The 17,856-nt window shown below is 67.3% G+C and carries 14 protein-coding genes; 6 read left to right on the top strand and 8 right to left on the bottom strand.

The genetic code is table 11. From position 1 onward, the window contains the following. Window positions 1-59 precede the first annotated feature (59 nt). Complete coding sequence (locus CGK74_RS05805) at window positions 60-1,019, top strand: aspartate carbamoyltransferase catalytic subunit (RefSeq protein WP_004292185.1); 960 nt, start codon at window positions 60-62, stop codon at window positions 1,017-1,019. Between the two features lie 27 nt (window positions 1,020-1,046). Then, window positions 1,047-2,327, top strand: a complete 1,281-nt coding sequence (locus CGK74_RS05800) for a dihydroorotase (protein WP_094267556.1) — start codon at window positions 1,047-1,049, stop codon at window positions 2,325-2,327. A gap of 93 nt (window positions 2,328-2,420) precedes the next feature. Here the strand turns inward: CGK74_RS05800 and CGK74_RS05795 are convergent, their stop codons facing one another. Genes CGK74_RS05795 through CGK74_RS05785 form a run of 3 tightly spaced genes read right to left on the bottom strand, consistent with a single transcriptional unit; the run spans window position 2,421 to window position 4,581 of the window. Further along, window positions 2,421-3,002, bottom strand: a complete 582-nt coding sequence (locus CGK74_RS05795) for a YggT family protein (protein ID WP_094267555.1) — start codon at window positions 3,000-3,002, stop codon at window positions 2,421-2,423. Window positions 3,003-3,008: 6 nt separating this feature from the next. Further along, complete coding sequence (gene proC / locus CGK74_RS05790; RefSeq protein ID WP_094267554.1) at window positions 3,009-3,833, bottom strand: pyrroline-5-carboxylate reductase; 825 nt, start codon at window positions 3,831-3,833, stop codon at window positions 3,009-3,011. Between the two features lie 46 nt (window positions 3,834-3,879). Beyond that, window positions 3,880-4,581, bottom strand: a complete 702-nt coding sequence (locus CGK74_RS05785; RefSeq protein ID WP_094267553.1) for a YggS family pyridoxal phosphate-dependent enzyme — start codon at window positions 4,579-4,581, stop codon at window positions 3,880-3,882. 91 nt (window positions 4,582-4,672) lie between these two features. Here CGK74_RS05785 and CGK74_RS05780 point away from each other — a divergent pair, with 91 nt between their 5' ends. After that, complete coding sequence (locus CGK74_RS05780) at window positions 4,673-5,716, top strand: type IV pilus twitching motility protein PilT (protein ID WP_094267552.1); 1,044 nt, start codon at window positions 4,673-4,675, stop codon at window positions 5,714-5,716. A gap of 81 nt (window positions 5,717-5,797) precedes the next feature. Continuing rightward, window positions 5,798-6,931 (top strand): PilT/PilU family type 4a pilus ATPase, encoded by a 1,134-nt coding sequence (locus CGK74_RS05775; protein ID WP_094267551.1) that lies wholly within the window; start codon window positions 5,798-5,800, stop codon window positions 6,929-6,931. Window positions 6,932-6,984: 53 nt separating this feature from the next. Here CGK74_RS05775 and CGK74_RS05770 read toward each other — a convergent pair whose 3' ends face one another. Next, a complete protein-coding gene (locus CGK74_RS05770) occupies window positions 6,985-8,154 on the bottom strand; it encodes a THUMP domain-containing class I SAM-dependent RNA methyltransferase (protein ID WP_094267590.1) in 1,170 nt (389 codons plus the stop codon). 212 nt (window positions 8,155-8,366) lie between these two features. Between CGK74_RS05770 and CGK74_RS05765 the strand changes: the two genes are divergently transcribed. Both CGK74_RS05765 and CGK74_RS05760 read left to right on the top strand, forming a co-directional pair. Beyond that, window positions 8,367-10,037, top strand: coding sequence for a FecR family protein (locus CGK74_RS05765; protein ID WP_240498638.1), 1,671 nt, complete (start codon window positions 8,367-8,369; stop codon window positions 10,035-10,037). Next, window positions 10,037-12,904 (top strand): EAL domain-containing protein, encoded by a 2,868-nt coding sequence (locus tag CGK74_RS05760; RefSeq protein ID WP_094267550.1) that lies wholly within the window; start codon window positions 10,037-10,039, stop codon window positions 12,902-12,904. The genes CGK74_RS05765 and CGK74_RS05760 overlap by 1 nt, the downstream gene beginning before the upstream one ends. A 131-nt stretch (window positions 12,905-13,035) precedes the next feature. Here the strand turns inward: CGK74_RS05760 and CGK74_RS05755 are convergent, their stop codons facing one another. From CGK74_RS05755 to CGK74_RS05740, 4 genes are read right to left on the bottom strand one after another with little or no spacing between them, the layout of a single operon-like run. Next, window positions 13,036-14,058 carry a formate dehydrogenase subunit gamma gene (locus CGK74_RS05755; protein WP_206186190.1) on the bottom strand — a complete coding sequence of 341 codons (1,023 nt, stop codon included), beginning with the start codon at window positions 14,056-14,058 and terminating at the stop codon, window positions 13,036-13,038. A gap of 10 nt (window positions 14,059-14,068) precedes the next feature. Further along, window positions 14,069-14,305: a hypothetical protein gene (locus tag CGK74_RS05750; protein WP_094267549.1), complete on the bottom strand. Its 237-nt coding sequence runs from the start codon at window positions 14,303-14,305 to the stop codon at window positions 14,069-14,071. Continuing rightward, entirely contained in the window at window positions 14,302-14,934 is a 633-nt protein-coding gene (gene fdh3B, locus CGK74_RS05745; protein WP_004292194.1) for a formate dehydrogenase FDH3 subunit beta, read from the bottom strand. The genes CGK74_RS05750 and fdh3B overlap by 4 nt, the downstream gene beginning before the upstream one ends. Before the next feature lie 18 nt (window positions 14,935-14,952). After that, window positions 14,953-17,856, bottom strand: a complete 2,904-nt coding sequence (locus CGK74_RS05740) for a formate dehydrogenase subunit alpha (RefSeq protein WP_094267548.1) — start codon at window positions 17,854-17,856, stop codon at window positions 14,953-14,955.

Raw genomic sequence — 17,856 nt, 5'->3', positions numbered from 1 at the left:
ACACCGCATGACACCGACCCACCTTTCCCTGCCCACTCGCTGACTCCGAGGCACGCCCGATGCGCAACCCCCAGCTCAACCAGCACGGCGAACTGCAGCACCTGCTCACGCTAGACGGTCTGCCGCGCGACATCCTCACCGCCATCCTCGACACCGCCGCGCCCTTCACCGAAGTCGCCGAGCGCGAGGTCAAGAAGCTGCCGCTGCTGCGCGGCAAGAGCGTGTTCAACCTGTTCTTCGAGAACTCGACGCGCACCCGCACCACCTTCGAGATCGCCGCCAAGCGCCTGTCGGCCGACGTGGTGAACCTCAACATCAACACCAGCTCGGCGGCCAAGGGCGAGAGCCTGCTCGACACCGTCGACAACCTGTGCGCGATGCAGGCCGACATGTTCGTCGTGCGCCACGCCGCCAGCGGCGCGCCGATGCTGATCGCCCAGCACCTGCAGAACACCGGGCGTGACCACATCCACGTGGTCAACGCCGGCGATGGCCGCCATGCGCACCCGACGCAGGGCCTGCTGGACATGTACACGATCCGCCACTTCAAGCAGGACTTCACCAACCTCACGGTGGCGATCGTCGGCGACGTGCTGCACTCGCGCGTGGCGCGCAGCCAGATCGCCGCGCTGACCACGCTCGGCGTGCCCGAGGTGCGCGTGATCGGCCCCAAGACCCTGCTGCCGACCGAGGTCGAGAAGCTTGGCGTGCGTGTCTTCCACGACATGCGCGAAGGCCTGAAGGGCGTGGACGTGGTGATGATGCTGCGCCTGCAGAACGAGCGCATGAACGGCGCGCTGCTGCCCACGCCGCAGGAGTACTACAAGATCTGGGGTCTCACCGCCGAGAAGCTGGCACTGGCCAAGCCCGACGCCATCGTGATGCACCCCGGCCCGATGAACCGCGGGGTCGAGATCGACTCGGCGGTGGCCGACGGCGCGCAGGCGGTCATCCTGCCCCAGGTCACCTTCGGCATCGCCGTGCGCATGGCGGTCATGAGCATGCTGGGCAGCCACTAAGCGCCCACTACCGATAGGCAATCAAGCATGAACATCCTGATTTCCAACGGCCGCGTCGTCGATCCGGCCAACCGCAGCGATGCGGTGCAGAACGTCTATGTTTCCGGCGGCAAGATCGTCGCGCTGGGCGCGGCACCCGACGGGTTCGTCGCAGAGCGCACGCTCGACGCCAGCGGACTGGTCGTCGCCCCCGGCTTCATCGACCTCGCCGCGCGCCTGCGCGAGCCCGGCTTCGAATACCGCGCCACGCTCGAATCCGAGATGGAAGCGGCGATGGCTGGCGGCGTCACCAGCCTCGCCATTCCGCCCGACACCGACCCCGCGCTCGACGAGCCTGGCCTGGTCGAGATGCTCACCTACCGCGCCAAGAAGCTGAACCGTGCGCACATCTATCCGGTCGGTGCGCTCACGCTCGGCCTCAAGGGCGAGCGCCTGTCGGAGATGGCCGAACTGGTCGAGGCGGGTTGCGTCGCTTTCTCGCAGGCCAATGTGCCGATCGTCGACAACGCCGTGCTGATGCGCGCACTGCAGTACGCCGCCACCTTCGGTTTCCGCGTCTGGCTGCAGCCGATCGCGCCCTTCCTCGCCCGCGGCGGCAATGCCCACGACGGCGAGGTCGCCACGCGGCTTGGCCTGGCCGGCATTCCGGTCGCGGCCGAAACGGTGGCGCTGTACACCTACCTTGAGCTGGCCAAGATCACCGGCGCACGCCTGCACATCACCCGCCTGTCGTCCGCTGCGGGTCTCGCGCTGATAGAACAGGCCCGGGCGGAAGGCATGGACGTCACCTGCGACGTGTCGATCAACCATGTGCACCTGTGCGACTTGGACATCGGCTACTTCAATTCGAACTGCCACCTGATCCCGCCGCTGCGCAGCCAGCGCGACCGCGAGGCGCTGTGCAGGGGGCTGGCGGAAGGCCGTATCAACGCGCTGTGCTCGGACCACACCCCGGTGGACGACGACGGCAAGCAGGCGCCGTTCTCGGAATCGGAACCCGGCGCCACCGGGCTGGAGCTGCTGCTGCCGCTGACGCTGAAGTGGGCGGACCGTGCCAGCCTGCCGCTGCTCGATGGCCTCGCGCGCATCACGTCCGATGCTGCGAGGATCGTCGGCATCACCAAGGCGGGGCACCTGTCGGTTGGGGCACGTGCCGACGTTTGCGTGTTCGATCCGGCCGCGCACGTCACCATCACGCGCGAGAACCTCAGGAGCCAGGGCAAGAACACGCCCTTCCTGGGTATGGAACTGCCCGGCAAGGTGCGCTACACCCTGGTCGAAGGCCAGGTGATGTACGAGGGCCGCTGAGTCCGGGACGGTGGCGACAAGGTCGTCACCGATTGCCTGAAAAAGGAAGGGGCGGCCATGTGGCCGCCCCTTCCTCATTGGGAACGCTGCGGGTCAGGCGCCGAACAGCAGCGGCGCAAAGCTGTTGCGGATGCCGCCGAGCACCATCAGCACGATCTGCAGCACCAGCAGCAACACCAGCGGCGACAGGTCGACGTTGGCGATGGTCGGCACGATGCGGCGGAACGGGCGCAGGAAAGGCGCGGCGAGCGAATGCAGCAGCGGCGCGAGCGGCGCGTGCGGGCTCACCCATGACAGCACCGCGGAACCGAGCACGACCGCGAACACCAGATACACCATCATGCGCATCAGCTCGATCAGGCCCACGCCCCACAGCCCGAGCAGCACCGCGCCTGCGTTGCCGCTGAAAACCGCGCCACGCAGGCTCAGCTCGAACAGCACCAGAAGCACCTGCACCAGCCAGGCCGGCAGCAGGCTCGCCATGTCCAGCCCGAACAGGCCGGGAACGAAACGGCGCAGCGGACGCACGATCCAGTCGGTCGTGGTGACGACGAACTGCCCGATCTGGTTGCGGAAGGAGATGCGCTGCCACTGCATGTAGAAGCGCGCCAGCAGCATCAGCGTCAGGAAGCCGCCCGCGGTACTCAGGATCAGCAGCAGGATGTTGGTCAGCATGTCGGATCAGTCCCTGCCCAGCTCGGCGCCGAGCTCGCGCCCGCGCATTTCAGCCGCCTTCACCGCGGCAACCAGCGCATCGTGCCAGCCCGACGCTGCCAGGCTGCCGAGCGCGGCTTCGGTGGTGCCGCCCTTGGACGTCACCTTCTGCCGCAGCACCGCCGGGGAGTCCTCCGAACCGGCGGCCAGCTTCGCCGCGCCGAGCACAGTGTCGATCGCCAGCCGGCGCGCGCCCGCCTCGTCGAAGCCCAGCGCACGCCCCGCGGCCTCCATCGCCTCGATGAAGTGGAACACGTAGGCCGGCCCGCTGCCCGAGATCGCCGTGACGGCGTCCATCTGTGCCTCGGTTTCGGCCCAGACGGTGCTGCCCACGGCCGCGAGGATACTTTGCGCGGCATCACGGCCGGCCGCATCGACGCTCGGGTCGGCGAACAGGCCCGTCACCCCCGCGCCGATCAGCGCCGGCGTGTTCGGCATGCAGCGCACCAAGCGGGTGTAGGGCGCACCCGGACCGCCCAGCCAGCGCCCGAGATCGGCCAGGCGCAGGCCGGCGGCAATGCTGATCACCAGCTGGCCGCCGAGGCGACCGGCGATCGGCATCAGCGCGGCCTTCATCTGCTGCGGCTTCACCGCCAGCACCAGCACATCGCAGCCCAGCGCCACGTCGTCCATCGCCTCCACCGCCCGCACACCGAAGCGTTCGCTCAGGCCTGCACGCGCCTCGGCACCCAGCTCGATGACCTGGATGTCCGCCGCGGCAAAGCCGCGCTCAACCATGCCGCCGATCAGCGCAGCCGCCATGTTGCCGCCGCCCAGGAAAGTTATCTTCATGCCTGTGTTCTCGTGTGGATTGCGAGACCGTGCCAGGCGGCCGGTCTCAGTTGGGATTTGCCGGGCGCGCGCGCTCGCCGAAGATCGCGGTACCCACGCGCACGATCGTGGCGCCTTCGGCAACCGCCGGCTCGATATCGTGCGACATGCCCATCGACAGCGTGTCGAGCGAGAGGCCCGCGGCGATCAGTTGCGCCTGCAGTTCGCGCAGCAGCGCAAAGCGCGCACGTAACAGAGTGACATCCCCGGTCGGTTCGGGAATGCACATCAGGCCGCGCAGACGCAGCCGCGGCAAGTCCGCTACCGCTTGCGCCAGTGCGGCGACCTCGCCGGGGGCGACGCCGCTCTTGCTCTCTTCGCCGCTGACATTGACCTGGAGGCAGACGTTGAGCGGCGCCAGATGCACGTCGCGCTGCGCGGACAGGCGCTCGGCGATCTTCAGCCGGTCGATGCTGTGCACCCAGTCGAAGGCGCTGGCGACCAGCCGGGTCTTGTTGCTTTGCAGCGGGCCGATGAAGTGCCACTCGAGACCGAGTTCGCGCAGGGCCTCGATCTTGTCGACGCCCTCCTGCACGTAGTTCTCGCCGAAGGCACGCTGCCCTGCGGCGGCAGCCTCGCGCACGGCCGCGGCCGGCCAGGTCTTGCTGACGGCCAGCAAGTGCACCTCGTCCGGCGTCCGCCTGGCGGATGTCGCCGCGGCGGCCACCCGGGCCCGCACATCCTGCAGCCGGTCCGAAATTGTCTTCATGTCCGTGGTCTTTTTCCTCTGGCGAAGGCCGCGAAAAGTATAACATCGCGACATCAGCGTTCTTTTCGCACCCGCTCGCCAAAGGGATCAGATGGACATCACCGAACTGCTCGCCTTCGCCGTCAAGAACAAGGCCTCCGACCTTCACCTCTCGTCCGGCTTGCCGCCCATGATCCGCGTGCACGGCGACGTGCGCCGCATCAACCTGCCACCCATGGAGCACAAGGAAGTGCACGCCATGGTGTACGACATCATGAACGACGGACAGCGCAAGCAGTTCGAGGAAACCTGGGAGTGCGACTTCTCGTTTGCCGTTCCCAACCTCGCCCGCTTCCGTGTGAACGCGTTCAACCAGAACCGCGGCGCGGGCGCCGTGTTCCGGACCATTCCGTCCAAGGTGCTGACGCTCGAGGAACTGAACTGCCCGAAGATCTTCAAGGAGATCGCGAACCAGCCGCGCGGCATCGTGCTGGTGACCGGCCCGACCGGCTCCGGCAAGTCGACCACGCTCGCGGCGATGATCGACTACGTCAACGAGAACGAGTACGGCCACATCCTCACCGTCGAGGACCCGATTGAATTCGTGCATGAATCCAAGCGCTGCCTGATCAACCAGCGCGAGGTCCACCGCGACACCATGTCCTTCAACAACGCGCTGCGTGCCTCGCTGCGCGAGGACCCGGACGTGATTCTTGTGGGCGAAATGCGCGACCTGGAGACCATCCGCCTGGCACTGACCGCAGCGGAAACCGGTCACCTCGTGTTCGGCACGCTGCACACCTCGTCCGCCGCCAAGACCATCGACCGTATCGTCGACGTGTTCCCGGCGGCGGAGAAGGACATGGTTCGCTCGATGCTGTCCGAATCGCTGCGCGCGGTGATCTCGCAGACCCTGCTCAAGACCAAGGACGGCTCGGGCCGGGTCGCCGCACACGAGATCATGATCGGCACGCCCGCCATCCGCAACCTGATCCGCGAGAACAAGATCGCGCAGATGTATTCGGCGATCCAGACCGGCCAGAACGTCGGCATGCAGACGCTGGACCAGTGTCTCGCCGACCTCGTACGCCGCAACGTGGTGTCCGCTGCCGAAGCGAAGCTCCGCGCACAGAACAAGGACAACTTCGCCGTTTGATCCCAGGGTCGCGCACGACCGCGACGCAACCACCGGACACGCAAACGGGGCCGCGACGCCCCGCCCGCAGGAGCAAGACAAATGGAACGCGACCAGGCACTCAAGTTCATGCACGACCTGCTGCGGCTGATGCTGCAGAAGAACGGCTCCGACCTCTTCATCACCGCCGGCTTCCCGCCGGCCGTGAAGGTCGACGGCCGCATCACGCCGCAGTCGAACCAGGCGCTGCAGGCGCAGCACACGGCCGAACTGGCCCGCGCGATCATGAACGACCGCCAGGCTGCCGAGTTCGAAGCGAGCAAGGAATGCAACTTCGGCATCTCGCCAGCCGGCATCGGCCGCTTCCGCGCCAACGCCTTCATGCAGCAGGGCAAGGTCGGGCTGGTGTTGCGGACCATCCCGCAGCGCATCCCGAATTTCGATGAACTCGGCCTGCCCCCCGTGCTGACCGACATCGCGATGAGCAAGCGCGGCCTGGTGATCTTCGTCGGCGGCACCGGCACCGGCAAGACGACCTCGCTGGCGTCGATGGTCGATTACCGCAACGAGAACAGCTACGGCCACATCATCACGGTCGAGGACCCGATCGAGTTCGTGCATACGCACAAGAACTGCATCGTTTCGCAGCGGGAGATCGGCATCGATACCGACTCGTGGGAAGCGGCGCTGAAGAACACCCTGCGCCAGGCGCCGGACGTGATCCTGATGGGCGAGATCCGCGACCGCGAGACGATGGACTACGCGATCGCCTTCGCCGAAACCGGCCACCTCTGCCTTGCGACGCTGCACGCCAACAGCGCCAACCAGGCCATCGACCGCATCATCAACTTCTTCCCCGAAGAGCGTCGCCAGCAGCTGCTGATGGACCTGTCGCTGAACCTGCGCGCCATGGTCTCGCAGCGCCTGCTGCCGCTGAAGGACCGCAAGGGCCGCGTACCGGCCGTCGAGGTGATGCTGAATTCGCCGCTGATCTCGGACCTGATCTTCAAGGGCAACGTGCCCGAGATCAAGGAGATCATGAAGCGCTCGCGCGAACTGGGTATGCAGACCTTCGACCAGGCGCTGTTCGACCTCTACGAGGCGGAGAAGATCTCCTACGAGGACGCGCTGCGCAACGCCGACTCGATCAACGACCTGCGCCTGCAGATCAAGCTGCACAGCAAGCTGGGCGAGCGCGACCTCAGCAGCGGCACCGAGAACCTCGGCATCGTCTGAACGGGCCGCAAAGCGAAGCCGCCGGCCTCAGTTGCCAACCTCGGTTGCCAACCTCAATCGCCGGCGGTTTCCTCGCGTTCCTTGCGCCGGTTGCTGCCGGCCACCATGCGGTATTCGTACAGGCGGCATTCCAGCGCGCCGTTGAACAGCGGCGTGCGCTTGCTGGCCTTCAGCCCGATGAGCTTGGGCAGATTGGCATCCGCGGTGAAGAAGTAGCAGCGCCAGCCGCCCCAGCGCTGCTTGAGCGCATCGCCCAGTCTCGGATAGAGCGCCGCCAGCTCCTCGGCCTCGCCGATGCGCACTCCGTAGGGCGGATTCGTCACCATCACGCCTTCCGCTGCGGGCGGCACGCGCTCGAGCAGATCGGCACGTTCCAGCGTCACGCAATCGGCCAGCCCGCCTGCCTCGAGGTTCACCCGGCTGCGCCGCACCCACTCACCGACGATGTCCGAGCCATGGATCGCCAGCCGGCGCGGTGCCTGCCGCCGGTTCTCGGCCGCCTTGCGCACCGCCGCCCAGCCGGCGCGGTCATGATGACGAAACTTCTCGAAGCCGAAGTGCCGCCCCAGCCCGGGCGCGATGTCCAGTGCCATCATCGCCGCCTCGATCAGGAAGGTGCCGCTGCCACACATCGGGTCGAGCAGCACCTCGTCCGGCTGCCAGCCTGACAGGCGCAGGATGCCCGCCGCCAGGTTCTCCTTCAGCGGCGCCTCGACGGCGGCCGGCTTGAAGCCACGCTTGTAGAGTGGCTCGCCCGAGGTGTCGATGTAGAGGGTCGCGGTGTCTGCCGTCAGGAACAGGTGGATGCGCACCGCCGGGTTCGCCGTATCGACGCTGGGGCGCTTGCCGCTGACCGTGCGGAAGTGATCGCACACCGCATCCTTAACCCGCAGCGTGATGAACTCGAGGCTCTTCAGCGGCGACTTCTGCGCCGTCACGTAGATGCGGATCGTGTCGTCGGGCGTGAACCACTTCGCCCAGGTCACGCTGTAGGCCAGCTTGTAGATGTCGACCTCGGCACGGTAGCGCCCCTGCGCCACCCGCCACATCACGCGCGTCGCCAGCCGGCTCTCGAGGTTCGCGCGATGGCAGGCCGCCCAATCGCCTTGCCAGGCAACCCCACCGTGCAGGGTCTGGACGCCCGACGCACCGAATGAGCGCAGTTCATCTGCGAGCAGGGTCTCCAGTCCGCGAGGACAGGGGGAAAAGAACGCTTCGGCCATCGCGGGCTCCTTGCACAGTACGGCCCGCATTGTACCTTCCGCCACCCGCCATGCCGCGTCCTTCGTCTGCGCACCGTCCCCGCCGGCGATGCCCGGAATTTTCTCTCGCGAGCCGGCGCTCGGGCGGACGATCCGCGCAGTATCGGAATATGATGAAGGGGTTGCTTCACGCTGCCGTTTGCCGCCCCTGCCGCGGCCCCCGGAGGACTTCGATGATGAACCTTCTCGCCTTGCCGAATCGCCCGATTCGCCGCCGGGCCCGGACGCTTGCGCTGATCCTCGCCGCACTGCTCGGGACCGCACCCGCCGCAGCGGCACAGGACTTCATCTACGTGGCGAAGCCCGGTGACAACCCGTGGAACCTCACCCAGCGCTACCTGAAGAGCATCGACTACTGGCCGCGCATCCAGCACTACAACGGCATCACCGAGCCCAACTCGATCCCGACCGGCACGCGCATACGCATCCCGCACGCATGGATGCGGGGCGAGACCGTGCTCGCACATGTCGTCGATGTAAATGGCGACGTCGCCTGCGACATCGGCAACGGCCTCGAACCCGTTCGGTCCGGCATGGCACTCGGCCCCGATGCGCTGATCCGCACCGACGCCAATGGCAGCCTGACGCTCGAGTTTGCCGACGGCAGCCGCAGCCTGATCGGCGGCGGATCGGAGCTGCGCATTCGCACCACGACGCGCCTGAAGGCCTCGGGCGCACAGCAGGTGCATCTCGACCTGTTGCGCGGCCAGGTCGAGAACGTCGTCACGCCATCGACGATCGGCGGCCGACGCTTCCAGATCGAGACCCCCGCGGCAGTCGCGGCGGTACGCGGTACCGATTTCCGCATCGCGCTCGACGCCGATCGCATGCGCGCCGAAACGCTGAGCGGCGAGGTCGCAGTGCGCAACCAGCGCGGCGAAGCCCGCCTGCAAGCAGGCACCGGCATCGCGACAGCGCGCGACGAGCGCCCGGGACGCCCCCTGCCGCTGCTGCCTGCCCCCGCGCTCGACGCCCTGCCCGAACGCATCGAGCGACTGCCCGAACGCATCGAGCGACTGCCCGTCCGCCTGCCCATCGAAGCAGTCGAAGGCGCTGCGGCCTACCGCAGCCGGTTCGCACCGCGCGACCGCCCGGGCGTGCTGGCCTCGGACCGCCAGTCGAACACGGCCGAAGTCGTCGGCAACGCCGACCTGCCCGATGGCCGCTACCAGCTCAAAGTGCGTGCCATCGGCACGCAGGGCCTCGGCGGACTCGATGCCGTACGCGAGATCGAGATCGACGCCCGACCCGAGCCGCCGTTCCCGATGAGTCCGGCGCACGAGACTGCCGCCATCGACGAGCGGATCGCCTTTGCCTGGGCGCAGACTCCGGACGCGCATGCCTATCATTTCGAGCTCGCCGGCGATGCAGGATTCCAGAACCAGATCCTGCGGCAGGACGACTTGAGCTCGACCAGCCTCGTGGTCGACGACGAGCTCCCGCCCGGCGACTACTTCTGGCGCGTCGCGGTCAGCACGGACGAGGGCCGGGGGCCGTATTCCGACATCCAGCGCTTCCGCCGCCCCCCGCCCGGCCCCACGGCCGAGCCGCCGGAGATCGGAGACGAAACGCTGCGACTGCGCTGGCGCGAAGGCAACCAAGGCGACAGTTATCAGGTCCAGCTCAGCCGAGGTGCCGATTTTGCCGCTCCCGAGCACAGCTTCGACACGAACCTTGCGGAACTGCAGGCCCCGCGCCCCGAGCCCGGCACCTGGCATGTCCGCATCCGCACGCTCGAAGGCGGCGTCCAGCCCGGTCCCTGGAGCAAGCCGCAGCTGATCGAGATCCCGCATGACCACTGGCGTGCCCTGTGGATCCTGCTGCCCATCCTGCTTGCACTGTGATGCCCCGGCGACACGGCCCCATCCTCGAGCGCTACGGCGTCTGGCTGGTCGCGGCGCTGTTCGCCTGCATCACCGGCCTCGGCGTCTGGTCGCCGCTGCACCGGCTCGACCTGTTGGCCTACGACGCCATCGAGCCGGTTTTCCGCGGCCCGGCGTTGACGCCCGCATCGGTGATCGTCGCCATCGACGACGACACGCTCGATGCGCTCGGGCAATGGCCGTGGAGCCGTGCCGTCCATGCCGAGATGATCGACCGCCTCGACGCCGCGGGCGTGGCGGCGATCGGTGTTTCCATCCTGTTCAGCGAGCCGGGCCCTGACGATACCCGGCTCGCAGCATCGATCGCCGCCTCCGGACGCGTCGTACTGCCGGTCGCACCGCGGGCGGGCTCGGGAGGCGAAGGGGTCATCGAACTGCTGGCGACCGCGAAACTCGGAGAAGGCGCGGCGGCCTACGGTCATGTCGATGTCGAGCTCGACGCCGACGGCCTGTCGCGTCGCACTTTCGCCCAAGCGGGCAGCGGCTCGCCGCACTGGGATGCGCTCGCACTGGCCACGCTCAAGCAGGCGAGCCGCGCCTCCGACGGCGGCGCGGCCCAGCGTGTCGGCGCCGACACGTGGATACGGCCGGTCACGAGCCGGACGTCATGGATGCGCCGGGGCGAGATCCTTCTGCCCTATCCTGACGGACGCGGCGCCCCCGCCTACCTGTCCTATTTTGACGTGCCGTCCCGCCCGGAACTGCTCCGCCAGCTTCAGGGCAAGACGGTGTTCATCGGCGCCACGGCGAGCGGCATCGACGCCGCATTGGCAACCCCGGCCGGCGCCCAGGGCGGACGGATGGCGGCGGTCGAGTTCCACGCCCGCGCTTTCGAGGCCTTGCGCAGCGGCCTCGTCTATCGCAGCGCAGACCCTGTGTGGACCGTGGTCCTGAGCCTCGCCTTCCTCGTTCTGCCCGCAACGCTCTTCGGACGGGTTCCGGCGACGCTGGCCTTTGCCGGGCTGCTCGTGGCGCCGCCGCTGGGAAGTGGCCTCGCCTTGAATACGCTGCAGCTCTGGATTCCGCCGATGACGGCGCTCGTCGGCCTGATCCTCGGCAGCATCCTGTGGTTTGCGCTGCATCTGGTACGCACGCGCGGCTCGCTGAACCTCGCGCTCAACGACGCCGACGCCACGCTGCGGTCCATCGCTGATGCCGTCATCACGCTCGACGCCAGCGCCCGCATCACGCTGACCAATCCTGTCGCCGAGCAGCTGAGCGGCCTCAGCCGCAGCGGCGCGCGCGGACAGTCGATCGACGCCCTGGTGCGCAACCATACCGAACAGGCAGGGTGGGCCATCGAAGCCGTGCTTGCCTGCCTGAAGACACGCCGGACGATCCGCGTGCCCGACCCGATCCGCTGGACGACCCCGGACGGCGAAGCCCACATGCTGCGCCTGACGGCCACGCCTGTCGGGGGCACCGGCGACGGCGCGGTGCTGGCCCTCACCGACGTCACCGACACGCTCGCGATGACCGCCCGGTTGCAGCATGAAGCCACCCATGACCCGCTCACCGGCCTGCCCAACCGCGCCCTCCTGCTCGACCGCCTGCACCAGGCACTGGCAAACGCGGAGCGGCGCGGCTCACTGCTTGCCCTGCTGTTCGTCGACCTCGACCGCTTCAAGCGCATCAACGACAGCCTCGGTCACAGCGCTGGCGACCATGTCCTGCGCGTCGCGGCCGAGCGCCTGCAGAGCTCGGTCCGTGCCGGCGACACCGTCGCCCGTTGGGGAGGCGACGAGTTCATCATCCTGCTCGACAACATCACCGACACCCATGCAGTAGTTGCGGTGGCGGACAAGCTGCTCGGGCTGCTCGAGCGTGACCTGCGTACCGAGAGCGGCACCGACCTCGTGCTCTCGTGCAGCGTCGGCATCAGCATCGGCCCCAAGGACAGCAAGGATGCCGCGACCCTGCTGTCGATGGCCGACAAGGCGATGTACCGCGGCAAGATCGAGGGCGGCCACCGCTACGCCTTCTACTCGCCCGAAATGAACACCTGGTCGCGCGAACGCCTGAGCCTGGAGGCGGCACTGCACCACGCGCTGGCGAACCGGGAGTTCGAGCTGTTCTACCAGCCCCAGATCGACATCGCGACGAGCCGGCTGGTCGGACTCGAATCCCTCATCCGCTGGCGCAGGCCGGACGGCGGATTGGTCAGGCCGGACGCCTTCATCCCGGCTGCCGAGGAATCCGGCCTCATCTGCAGCATCGGTGACTGGGCAATCGGCGAGGCCTTGCAACAGGGCGCCCGCTGGCGCGCTGAGGGTTTGCCCCCCGTCCCTCTCTCGGTCAACGTGTCCGCGCGCCAGTGTTCGGACATGCGCATCGTGGACACGATTCGCCACGGACTGGCCGACACCGGCCTCGAGCCTGGCCTGCTGAAGGTCGAGGTGACGGAATCCACGGCCATGCACAGCGCCGAGCGCGCCGCTGAACTGCTCCACAGCATCGACGCTCTGGGTGTCGGACTGTCGGTGGACGATTTCGGCACCGGCTACTCCTCGCTCTCGCTGCTGAAGCGCTTTCCGATCTCGGAACTGAAGATCGACCGCAGCTTCGTCGGCGATGTCGGCCGCGAAGGCGACGACGCGGCGATCGTGCGCGGCACCATCGCCCTAGCCCACGGACTGGGCATGAGCGTGGTCGCCGAAGGCGTGGAAACACAGGCCCAGCTGCGCTTCCTTGCCGGCCAGGGGTGCGACGCCGCCCAGGGCTACCTGTTCTCGCAACCCCTGCCCGCGGCCGAGGTGCGGGAGTGGCTCAAGGCACCGCCGCCACATGTCCCCCGCTCGATCCACCTGATTTCGGGAACACTGCACTGAAGGCCCATGGGGCACAGCCGACGCCTGGAAATAAAGAACCCCGTCCGCCACCGGGGCAGGACGGGGTTGAAAGGTTCGGGCGATGAGGGAGGGAGGTGCCCGAACCGGAAAAGTGCTTTGGTCGTGACTGCTCAGGGATGGCCGGACTTGCCCGCCTTGACGTCCTCATACCAGATCGCGTGGTGCTCCTTGGCCCAGGTCTCGTCCACGTAGCCGGTCTTCATCGACTCGTAGGCGCCTTCCACACCGACCGTTCCCATGTAGATGTGACCGAAGGACAGGGCCAGCAGCACGATGGCACCGACCGCATGCACGATGTTGGCGATCTGCATCTCGCCGCGCGTCCAGCCGTAGTTCGGAAAGTCCATCACCAACCCGGAGATCGCGACCGCCAGCCCGAGGAAGGTCACGCCCAACCAGAACCAGGTCTTCTCGCCGAAGTTGAAGCGGCTTGAAGGCACGTGGTTGCCGTCGAGCAGTCCGCCGGCACGGCGGATCCAGATCGCGTCGCAGGCCTGCCACACGTTGTCGCGCAGGAAAGTCAGGATCATCAGCAGCAGGAACACGCCGAACACCGGCCCCACGTAGTTGTGGATCAGCTTGCCCGCGGTCAGCAACAAGGCGAGGAAGTCCGAACCCAAGATCGGCGCCAGCACATGCTTGCCGAACAGGATCGCCACCCCGGTGACCGCCAGCAGCAGAAAGCTGAGGGCCGTACCCCAGTGCACGAAACGCTCGAAGCCGGAGAAGCGCTTCATCGTGCGGCCGGTGCGCGCGCCGTGCAGCTTCATCGTGCCCTTGACCAGCCAGAACAGCGCAATGGCCGAGGCCATGGCGATGAGCAGCGCGCCGCCGTACACGGTGATGGGACCGTTGCGCAGATGGCGCCACGAGTTGCCTTCGGCCTGGATCAGCACGCCGGCCTCGGGGCCGCGCACGGTGGTGAAGTGCGCTTCGCCCGAACGCACCGCGCGCCATACCGGCGCGTTGTTGCCGGGACGCTCCTGCTGCCGCTCGGCCTGATCGGCGGCCGTGCTGCCGGTGTGCGCGTGATCGGCCGCCCGCACCGGCGGCGCCGATGCAAACAGCGTCAGCACGAGCAGCAGCACGGCGAGCAGCGCACCGCCCGGCCGTCGCATGAAGAATGCCTTCATGGTGCTCTCCTCAATCGCCGCGGTTGTACTCGTTCTGGCCGCGCGCACGATTCTTCAGCGCAGCCTCCCAGGCAGCCTTGTCACCCTTGAACTCGGCGCTCTCCCACGGCCGGGTGTCGGCCTTGCCGGAGTACTTGCCGTCCTTGTACACCGGCACCTGCGAAGTCTCGCCGCAGGCCGACAGGCCCAGCGCCAGGACGCCGCCGAGCGCGGCGGTACGCAACAGCTTCATGGTCGGCATGCTCATTTCTGGCCCTCCCGCTCGCGTTTCTGTTCGCGCTTCTGCTCGCCGCCGCCATAGGCGGTCTGCCAGCCCCAGGCATCGGTTCCGCCACCACGGCGCAGCACGCGCTCGCGGAAGATGTCGGCCACCACGTTGGCGTCGCCTGCCAGCAGCGCCTTGGTCGAGCACATCTCGGCACACAGCGGCAGCTTGCCCTGGGCCAGGCGGTTGGAGCCGTACTTCTCGTACTCGGCCTGCGAGCCGGTCTCTTCCGGACCGCCCGCACAGAAGGTGCACTTGTCCATCTTGCCGCGCGCACCGAAGGCCGCCGGGCCGTTCGGGAACTGCGGCGCACCGAACGGACAGGCGTAGAAGCAGTAGCCGCAGCCGATGCACTGGTCCTTGTCGTGCAGCACCACGCCTTCTTCGGTCTTGTAGAAGCAGTTCGTCGGGCACACCGCCATGCACGGCGCATCCGAACAGTGCATGCACGCGACCGAGATCGAGCGCTCGCCCGGCACGCCGTCGTTCATGGTCACCACCCGGCGGCGGTTAACGCCCCAGGGCACCTCGTGCTCGTTCTTGCACGCGGTGACGCAGCCGTTGCATTCGATGCAGCGCTCGGCGTCACAGAGAAATTTCATGCGTCCCATCTTTTCTTCTCCTCGCCCTTACGCTTTGCTCACGCGGCACAGGGTGGTCTTGGTTTCCTGCATCATCGTCACCGGGTCGTAGCCATAGGTCGTGGCGGTGTTGACCGCCTCGCCGCGCACGATCGGTGCCGCGCCCTCGGGGTAGTACTTGAGCATGTCCTGGCCCTGCCACCAGCCGGAGAAGTGGAAGGGCAGGAACACCGTGCCCGGCGCCACGCGCTGCGTGACCTGGGCGCGCACCTTCAGCTTCGCCTTGGTGGGCGACTCGACCCAGATGTAGTCGCCGTTGCGGAAGCCCGCGTCGTTGGCGTCCTTGGGGTTCACCTCGGCGAACATCTCCTGCTGCAGTTCGGCCAGCCAGGGGTTGGAGCGGGTTTCCTCGCCACCACCTTCGTACTCGACCAGACGGCCCGAGGTCATGATCAGCGGGTAATCCCTGGAGATGTCCTTGACCTTTTCCTGCAGCGACTTGTAGAGGGTCGGCAGGCGCCAGAACTTGGCCTTGTCGTCGTGGGTCGGGTACTTGGCGACCAGATCCGGACGCGGCGAGTAGATCGGCTCGCGGTGCAGCGGCACCGGGTCGGGGAAGTTCCACACCAGCGCGCGCGCCCTGGCGTTGCCGAAGGGGTGGCAGCCGTGGTTCTTCATCGCCACGCGGATGATGCCGCCCGACAGGTCGGTCTTCCAGTTCTTGCCCTCGGCCTCGGCCTTCTCGGCATCGGTCAGTTCGTCCCACCAGCCCAGCTTCTTCAGCAGGGTGTGGTCGAACTCGGGGTAGCCCATCTGCAGGTCAGCGCCCTTCGAGGCCGAGCCTTCGGCCGCGAGCAGTGACACGCCGTCCTTCTCCACGCCGAAGTTAGCGCGGAAGTTGCCGCCGCCGTCCATGACGTGCTTGGAGGTGTCGTACAGGTTGGGCGTGCCCGGATGCTTCATCTCGGGGTTGCCGTAGCACGGCCACGGCAGGCCGAAGTACTCGCCGTCGCACGGGCCACCGGCCGCCTTCAGCGTCTTCACGTCGAAGGTGTGCATGTTCTGCATGTGCAGCTTCAGGCGCTCGGGCGACTGGCCGCTGTAGCCGATGGTCCAGGTGCCGCGGTTGATCTCGCGCAGGATGTCCTCGATGTTCGGCTCGTCCCAGCCCTGGGCGTCCTTCTCGAGCTTGATGTTCTTCACCAGCTCGTCGCCCCAGCCGAACTTCTTGGCGAAGGCGTACATGATGGTGTGGTCGGGCTTGGACTCGAACAGCGGCTCGATGACCTTCTCGCGCCACTGGATCGAGCGGTTCGACGCCGTGGCCGAGCCGGTGGTCTCGAACTGGGTGCAGGCCGGCAGCAGATACACGCCGTCCTTGCGCACCATCGCTGCCATCGACGCGGTCGCCGACGGATAGGGGTCGATCACCACCAGGGTGTCGAGCTGCTTCATCGCCTCGACCATCTCGGCGCCGCGGGTCTGCGAGTTGGGCGCATGGCCCCAGTACACGACAGCGCGCAGGTTGCTCGGCTGGTCGATCAGCTCCTTGTTCTCGGTCACGCCGTCGATCCAGCGCGACACCGTGATGCCCGACTTGGTCATCAGCGCTTCGGAGGCGTAGCGGCTCTTGACCCACTCGTAGTCGACGCCCCACACGCGGCACCAGTGCTTCCAGGAGCCGGCAGCCAGGCCGTAGTAGCCGGGCAGCGAATCCGGGTTGGGACCGACGTCGGTCGCGCCCTGCACGTTGTCGTGGCCGCGGAAGATGTTGGTGCCGCCGCCCGACACGCCGACGTTGCCCAGCACCAGCTGCAGGATGCACATCGCGCGCACGTTGGCGTTGCCCACCGTGTGCTGGGTCTGGCCCATGCACCACACGACGGTCGAGGGCCGGTTCATCGCCAGTGTCTGCGCGACCTTGAACACCTGCTCCTCGGGGATCCCGGTCACTTCCTGAACGCGCTCCGGCGTCCAGGTCATGATCTCTTCCTTGACCTTCTCCAGGCCGAAGACGCGGTCGTCGATGTACTTCTGGTCTTCCCAGCCGTTCTTGAAGATGTGGTACAGCATGCCCCAGATGAAGGGGATGTCGGTGCCCGAGCGGATGCGCACGTACTGGTCGGCCTTTGCCGCCGTACGCGTGAAGCGCGGGTCGACGACGATCATCTTGCAGCCGTTTTCCTTGGCATGCAGCATGTGCAGCATCGACACCGGATGCGCCTCGGCGGCGTTCGAGCCGATGTACAGCGCCGCCTTCGAGAACTGCATGTCGTTGTAGGAGTTCGTCATCGCGCCGTAACCCCAGGTGTTCGCCACGCCTGCCACGGTGGTGGAGTGGCAGATGCGCGCCTGGTGGTCACAGTTGTTGGTGCCCCAGAAGGACACGAACTTGCGCAGCAGGTAGGCCTGCTCGTTGCTGTGCTTCGACGAACCGATCCAGTACACCGCGTCGGGGCCGGATTCCTCGCGGATCTTCAGCAGGCGGTCGCCGACTTCGTTCAGCGCCTGTTCCCACGAGATCTTCTGGTACTTGCCGTCCACCAGCTTCATCGGGTACTTCAGGCGGTGTTCGCCGTGGCCGTGCTCGCGCAGCGAGGCGCCCTTGGCACAGTGCGCGCCGAGATTGATCGGCGAATCGAACACCGGCTCCTGATGCACCCACACGCCGTTGCGCACGATGGCGTCGGTCGCACAGCCGACCGAGCAGTGCGTACAGACGGTGCGGCGCACATCGGCCTTGCCCTCGCCACGCGACACGCCGGGCGCCGCGGCTTCGGCAGCGCCGATCAGGTTGTACGGCAGTTGCGTCGCGATGGCCCCGGCGCCAACGCCCAGGCCGGAGCGCTTCAGGAAGGCGCGGCGGTCCATGGTCTGGCCGAGGGCACGCGCCGCGGAACCCCGCAGGCGACGGGCGCTGCCCGTGGCGGCGCTGCTTTTCTTGGTCAACAT

The sequence above is a fragment of the Thauera propionica genome (genome assembly GCF_002245655.1).
Classification (GTDB): Bacteria; Pseudomonadota; Gammaproteobacteria; order Burkholderiales; family Rhodocyclaceae; genus Thauera; species Thauera propionica.
This window is presented reverse-complemented; position numbering and strand designations above follow the sequence as displayed.